Origin of the sequence: Phaeobacter sp. HF9A (genome assembly GCF_011806385.1) — a bacterium.
Lineage (GTDB): Bacteria > Pseudomonadota > Alphaproteobacteria > Rhodobacterales > Rhodobacteraceae > Epibacterium.
Window position 1 is genome coordinate 1 of sequence record NZ_JAATOX010000171.1, and the last position, 6,056, is coordinate 6,056.

The 6,056-nt window shown below is 63.4% G+C and carries 6 protein-coding genes; 5 read left to right on the forward strand and 1 reads right to left on the reverse strand.

Features of this window, described 5'->3' with window-relative positions; all coding sequences use genetic code 11:
* Nucleotides 1-150: 150 nt before the first annotated feature.
* Entirely contained in the window at nucleotides 151-834 is a 684-nt protein-coding gene (gene rpe, locus HCZ87_RS19185; protein ID WP_167646469.1) for a ribulose-phosphate 3-epimerase, read from the reverse strand.
* Between the two features lie 215 nt (nucleotides 835-1,049).
* On the opposite strand from rpe, the gene phnC reads away from it, so the two are divergent.
* The 5 genes from phnC (at nucleotide 1,050) to HCZ87_RS19210 (ending at nucleotide 5,944) form a co-directional block, all read left to right on the forward strand.
* Nucleotides 1,050-1,871 carry a phosphonate ABC transporter ATP-binding protein gene (gene phnC / locus HCZ87_RS19190; protein ID WP_167646471.1) on the forward strand — a complete coding sequence of 274 codons (822 nt, stop codon included), beginning with the start codon at nucleotides 1,050-1,052 and terminating at the stop codon, nucleotides 1,869-1,871.
* 59 nt (nucleotides 1,872-1,930) lie between these two features.
* Nucleotides 1,931-2,836 (forward strand): phosphonate ABC transporter substrate-binding protein, encoded by a 906-nt coding sequence (gene phnD, locus HCZ87_RS19195; protein WP_167646474.1) that lies wholly within the window; start codon nucleotides 1,931-1,933, stop codon nucleotides 2,834-2,836.
* Nucleotides 2,837-2,947: 111 nt separating this feature from the next.
* Nucleotides 2,948-3,868 (forward strand): phosphonate ABC transporter, permease protein PhnE, encoded by a 921-nt coding sequence (gene phnE, locus HCZ87_RS19200; RefSeq protein WP_167646475.1) that lies wholly within the window; start codon nucleotides 2,948-2,950, stop codon nucleotides 3,866-3,868.
* Nucleotides 3,865-5,184 (forward strand): phosphonate ABC transporter, permease protein PhnE, encoded by a 1,320-nt coding sequence (gene phnE, locus HCZ87_RS19205; RefSeq protein WP_167646477.1) that lies wholly within the window; start codon nucleotides 3,865-3,867, stop codon nucleotides 5,182-5,184. The genes phnE (HCZ87_RS19200) and phnE (HCZ87_RS19205) overlap by 4 nt, the downstream gene beginning before the upstream one ends.
* A gap of 145 nt (nucleotides 5,185-5,329) precedes the next feature.
* Nucleotides 5,330-5,944: a chloramphenicol acetyltransferase gene (locus HCZ87_RS19210; protein ID WP_167646479.1), complete on the forward strand. Its 615-nt coding sequence runs from the start codon at nucleotides 5,330-5,332 to the stop codon at nucleotides 5,942-5,944.
* Nucleotides 5,945-6,056: the final 112 nt, after the last annotated feature.

Here is a 6,056-nt window from a genome sequence, read left to right on the forward strand (position 1 = left end):
CCTTTGGCTTCGGGGCCGCCATGATATCTGGTGGCAGCCGCCCCTGCCGGGGCGGCTGCGTGTCGCGCAAGTTTGCCAGCGGGATTGTATTCTTGCGGATGGCGGTTGCCGCGTCACAACAGCGTGGCGCGGGGTGATAGCGTTTTGGGGTCAGTTGCCGCTGACAGCGGCGCGGATGGCGCGGATGTTGTCGCCGTAGACCTCCGGCTGGCTGACCGAGCCGCCGCGGAAAACCGCGGAGCCCGCCACCAGCACATCGGCGCCGGCCTCGGCCACCAGCGGTGCGGTGGAGGGATCGACGCCGCCGTCGATCTCGATATGCACCGGGCGGTCGCCGATCATCTGGCGCAGGGCGCGGATCTTGCCGGTCATGTCGATGAACTTCTGACCGCCAAAGCCCGGGTTCACCGTCATCACGCAGATGAGGTCGGTGAGATCAAGCAGATGCGCCACCGCCTCGGCCGGGGTGCCCGGATTGAGCGCCACGCCCGCCTTCATGCCTGCGGCGCGAATGGCTTGCAGGGTGCGGTGGATATGCGGGCCGGCTTCCACATGGGCGGTCAGCACATCGGCGCCGGCATCGGCATAGGCGTCGATATAGGGATCAACCGGCGCGATCATCAGATGCACATCCATCACCGTTTTTACATGCGGGCGGAACGCCTTTACCGCCGCCGGGCCAAAGGTCAGGTTGGGCACAAAATGCCCGTCCATCACATCCACATGCACCCAGTCGGCGCCCTGGGCCTCGATGGCCTGGATCTCCTGGCCGAAGTTGGCGAAATCCGCCGACAGGATGGAGGGGGCGATCTTGATGGAACGGTCAAAGGACATGGGCGGCTTTCCTGGCTGCAAGACAGTATGAAGTGGCGATGCGGGCCATATAACGCCTGCGCGCGCCCCTGCACAGGCATTGTTTTTCATCAATCCGTCACGAAAGCGGCCCTGCGGCAGCTTCAAACGCGGCGCGTTACAAAACTTTTGCAAGATCGACACAAATGATTTGAGGACCCCGAGTAGGCAGTCGCGGAACCAGAGGGGGCCGCAACGTGCTGCGCATCAACAAGCTGACCAAGAGATTTGGCGACAAGACGGCGGTCGAGGCCGCGACGCTGGACATCGACAAGCCCTGCATGCTGGGCATTATCGGGCGCTCCGGTGCGGGCAAATCGACCCTGTTGCGGATGATCAACCGGCTTGGCGATGCGACCGAAGGGTCGATCCAGTTTGAAGGCCGCGAGATCACCACGCTGAAGGGCCGTGACAAGCGCGCCTGGCAATCGGACTGCGCGATGATCTTTCAGCAGTTCAACCTGGTGCCGCGTATGGATGTGGTGTCGAACGTGTTGCATGGCACGCTCAACCGCCGCTCGACCCTGGCGACGCTGTTCAACCTCTATCCGATGGCGGATGTGCACCGGGCGATCGACATTCTCGACCGGCTCGGCATTGCCGAACATGCGCCGAAACGGGCCGAGGCGCTCTCGGGCGGGCAGCAACAGCGCGTCGCCATCGCGCGCGCCCTGATGCAGGACCCGAAGATCATCCTCGCCGACGAACCCATCGCCTCGCTCGATCCGATGAACGCGCAGACGGTGATGGAGGCCCTGCGCCGCATCCACGAGGAAGACGGCCGCACTGTCATCGCCAACCTGCACACGCTGGACACCGCGCGCCGCTATTGCGACCGGGTGGTTGGCATGCGCGACGGGCGCATCGTGTTTGATGGGCTGCCCGAGCAGCTCACCACCGGGGTGGCGCGCGAAATTTACGGGGCAGGCGCGGATTTTTCCGAAGCCGCCACATCGACCGAAATCGAAACCCTGGACCGCACCGCCGCCGCGACGCGGGAGGCCGAGGCTTTCGTCTGACCCTTTTCATCTCCCCGGAGCGAGATGGCTCCGGGGGCAACCAACCGGAGCTTTCCACGATGAAACACCTGATCCTTGCCGCATTGGCCACCACTGCCCTGACCTCGCCGGTCCTGGCCGCTGACGAAATTTCCGAATTCCGCATCGGCATCCTGGGCGGCGAAAACGCTCAGGACCGCATGGCCAGCAACGAATGCCTGCGCCAGAAAACCGAAGACCTGCTGGGCGTTGAAACCAAACTCTTTGCCCCGGCGGATTACAACGGCGTCATCCAGGGCCTTCTGGGCGGCACCATCGACATGGCCTGGCTCGGCGCGTCGGGTTATGCAAAAACCTATCTCTCCGATCCCGAGGCGGTCGAGCCGGTTCTGGTCAAGGTCAATGTGGACGGTGGCTATGGCTACTATTCTGTCGGCTTTGCCCGCAAGGACAGCGGCATCACCTCGCTCGACGACATGAAGGGCAAGGTCTTTGGCTTTGGTGATCCCAACTCCACCTCCGGCTTCCTGATCCCCTCGATCGAGATCCCGCAGGCCACCGGTGCCAGCATGGAAAACGGCGCCTATTTCGGTGAGGTCAAATTCACCGGCGGTCACGAGCAAACCATCGTTGCGGTCAACAACGGCGATGTGGATGCGGGCGTGACCTGGGCCGACGGTCTGGGCAACTGGGAAGACGGCTACAACTCCGGCGCACTGCGCAAGGCCGTGGATGCGGGTCTCGTTGACATGAACGATCTGGTGCAGATCTGGCAGTCCAAGCCGATCCCCGAAGGCCCGGTCGTGCTGCGCAAGGCGCTGCCCGAGGACGTGAAGGTCAAGATGACCGGTCTGATGGCGTCGCTGCCGGCGATGGATTACGATTGCTACTACGGCGTGGCCGCAGGTGAATCCAAAGGCTTCATGCCGATCACCCACGACGCCTACGAGGTGATCATCGAAGCGCGTAAATTGAAGTCCAACTAATTTTCATCACCAAAGACGCGGGGTCCGGCCATCATGCCGGGCCCCGTATTTCTGGCCGCAAGCGCCACGCGGTGCCGCCAGATGATTCCCCCCTGTTTCTGGACGATATGAATGGCTGATCTGAGCGCGCAGGCCCCGAAGGACTCCCCGCAATCGCTGGAGGATATCCGGGCGCAATATACCGAGATGACCCGGCGCAAACGGCTCTATGGCGGCTTGCTGCTGGTGCTCTTTGTGGCCCTGATGGTGGCCGGGTTCCGCACTGCCGACGAGCGCAACGCGGGCTCCTTTGCCGATGGCTATCAGCGGGTTCTGGATTATCCGACCGAGGTGCTTTCGGAGGCCGCCGAGAAGGTGACCCAGCTGCCCGGTCATATCGTGCATTTCTTTCCGGCGCTGGTGGAAACCCTGAATATCGCCGCCGCCGCCACATTGATCGGCGCGCTCTTCGGCACGCTCTTGTCGCTCTTGTCCACCCGGGGCATGGCGCGCTGGCCGATGCTGATCCCGCTGTTTCGCCGCATCATGGATATCTCGCGCGCGATCCCCGAGATTGTTATCGCGCTGGTGCTGATCTTTCTGCTCGGCGGTGGTCCGGTGCCCGCGATGATCGCCATTGCGCTGCATACCGCAGGCGCGCTGGGCAAGCTCTTCTCCGAGGTCAATGAAAACGTCTCGCTCAAACCCATCGAGGGGCTGTCCTCGGTCGGGGCCTCCTGGGCGCAGCGCATCTGGCTGGGTGTGATCCCGCAGGTGGGGCCGAATTATGTCTCCTACGCGCTGTTGCGGTTCGAAATCAACATCCGCGCCTCCGCCATCCTCGGCTTTGTCGGCGCTGGGGGCATCGGCTACGAGCTGAAGAACGCCATGTCCTGGGGGCAGGGCAAATATGACGAGGCGGCGGCAATCTTTATCCTGCTGTTTGTCACCATCGTGGTGGTCGATCAGATCTCCGGCCTGCTTCGGGATCGGCTGACCCACGGCCAGCGCACACGGACCCGCAAATCCAGCCGCAAAGGGGCCACGGCATGACTGTAATGGATCTGAACAGCGCGCCCCTGAAGGGGCAGATGGACAAGCTGTTCCTCAAGAAACGCCTGCTGAGCCTCGCCGTTCCGGCGGTGATCCTGGCCTATCTGGCCTATGTCTGCGTCACCTTTGACGTGGCCGGCCTGTGGCAGCGCGCATCGCTGGACAATGCCCGCACGCTGGTGTCTGACAGCTACAGCTACAAGACCCATGTCACCCGCGACAACCGCAGCGGCGAGGTCAGCTATGCCATCGAGGGCGAGCGCAAGGGCACCTACCCCGAGGGCATGAGCCCCGAATGGGTCACCCCGGGCGACACCACGGTGATCAACCTGCCCGACGGCCATGTGGTGCGCTTTGGTCCCGAGAGCGTCGAATATGACATTCCCGGCTATGGTCTGGTCACCGCCACCCCCTCGCGCGGGCGGGGCGTCGTGACGGAGCTGCCCGCGGGCGATGTGCCGGACTGGATCAATGTCTCCAAGAACCGGCTGGCGATCACCACCGACGCGGGCCGCCTGACCGTGACCCGCAACCGCGCCGAGGTGTTTCGCTATTTCATGGGCTGGGAATTGTTCTTCTTCACCCTCGACAGCCCCTATCACGGCATGGGGCCGCTGACGCTGGCACAGCACGCCATCGCGGGCGAGGCAGGGGCGATCTGGAATGACTTCTGGACAAACAAGATGTGGCAGCACCGGGATGTGGCCTGGGCGTTGGGCGAAACCATCCTGATGGCCTTCCTCGGCACCTTTGGCGCCGGGCTGGTGGCGCTGCCGCTGGCCTTCCTCGGAACGCGCAATTTCATGCCGGTGCGGGTGGTGCGGTTCGCGGCGCGGCGACTGTTTGATTTTGTGCGCGGGGTGGATTCGCTGATCTGGACCGTGGTTCTGGCGCGGGCCTTTGGTCCCGGCCCGCTCACCGGTGCGCTGGCGATCCTGATCACCGATACCGGCACCTTCGGCAAGATCTTCTCCGAGGCGCTGGAAAACGTCGATGAGAAGCAGATCGAGGGCATCACCTCCACCGGGGCCAAGCCGGTGCAGCGCTACCGCTTTGGGGTGATCCCGCAGATCACGCCGGTGCTGTTGTCGCAACTGCTGTATTTCCTTGAATCCAACACCCGCTCGGCGACCATCATCGGTGCGATCACCGGCGGCGGCATTGGTCTGTTGCTGACACAGGCCATCATCACCCAAAAGGATTGGGAGGAGGTCGCCTATTACATCGTGCTCATCATCCTGATGGTGATGATCATGGATTGGTTCTCCGGCTGGCTACGCCGCCGCCTGATCAAGGGCGATGCGGGCGGGCATTAAGCGCCGCTTGCGGTGGGGCGGTCCTGGCAACAGTGGTGCGAGGACCGCCTTGCTCCGGCCTTGCCGTCATGGCATGCTTGTCTAGTTGTATGGGGTTTAGGGTGTCCCGCCGCATGCCGGATCAAGGATGGAACAGGGATAAGACATGACAGACCTCTCCCCGACCGAGCCGCGCATCAAACCCGGCTGCGACGTCACCAACACCACCTTTGGCGCCTATACCGAACTGGGCGCGTGCACGCGGATCGCCCATAGTCATCTGGGCGACTACAGCTATTGTGACCGCATGTGCGACATCGCCAATGCCGAGATCGGCAAATTCGCCAATATCGCCAGTTTCGTGCGCATCGGCGCGACCGATCATCCGCTGGAAAAAGCCTCGCTGCATCATTTCCTCTATCGCTCCGCCAGCTATTGGGAGGACGCAGAGGATGACGCCGACTGGTTCGCCCATCGCCGCAGCCGCCTGGCCCATATCGGTCATGACACCTGGATCGGCCACGGCGCGATGATCAAGCCGGAGGTGACGATCGGCCATGGCGCGGTGGTGGCCTCGGGCGCGGTGGTGACCAAGGACGTGGCGCCCTACACGATTGTCGGCGGCAATACCGCGCGGCTGATCCGGCACCGCTATGCCGCGCCGGTGGCCGAGCGCATGATGGCGCTGGCCTGGTGGGACTGGGACCACGCCACCCTGCGCGCCGCGCTGCCCGACTTCCGCGCGCTTGAGGCTGAGGCGTTTTTGGAAAAATACGAATAGCTTGCCGCGCTTTTGCGGCTGAGAGCGGAGCGCTCCCGCCCCTGCGGGTGCCTTGCCTATGGGCAAGACCCCCTGGCAGAGTTGGGCCCGGCATTGCGTCCCCATGGGGGAC

Coding starts and splice junctions, on each gene's coding strand:
- rpe (WP_167646469.1), bottom strand. CDS start 834: ATGTCCTTTGACCGTTCCATCAAGATCGCCCCCTCCATCCTGTCGGCG.
- phnD (WP_167646474.1), top strand. CDS start 1,931: ATGAAACACCTGATCCTTGCCGCATTGGCCACCACTGCCCTGACCTCG.
- phnE (WP_167646475.1), top strand. CDS start 2,948: ATGGCTGATCTGAGCGCGCAGGCCCCGAAGGACTCCCCGCAATCGCTG.
- phnE (WP_167646477.1), top strand. CDS start 3,865: ATGACTGTAATGGATCTGAACAGCGCGCCCCTGAAGGGGCAGATGGAC.
- HCZ87_RS19210 (WP_167646479.1), top strand. CDS start 5,330: ATGACAGACCTCTCCCCGACCGAGCCGCGCATCAAACCCGGCTGCGAC.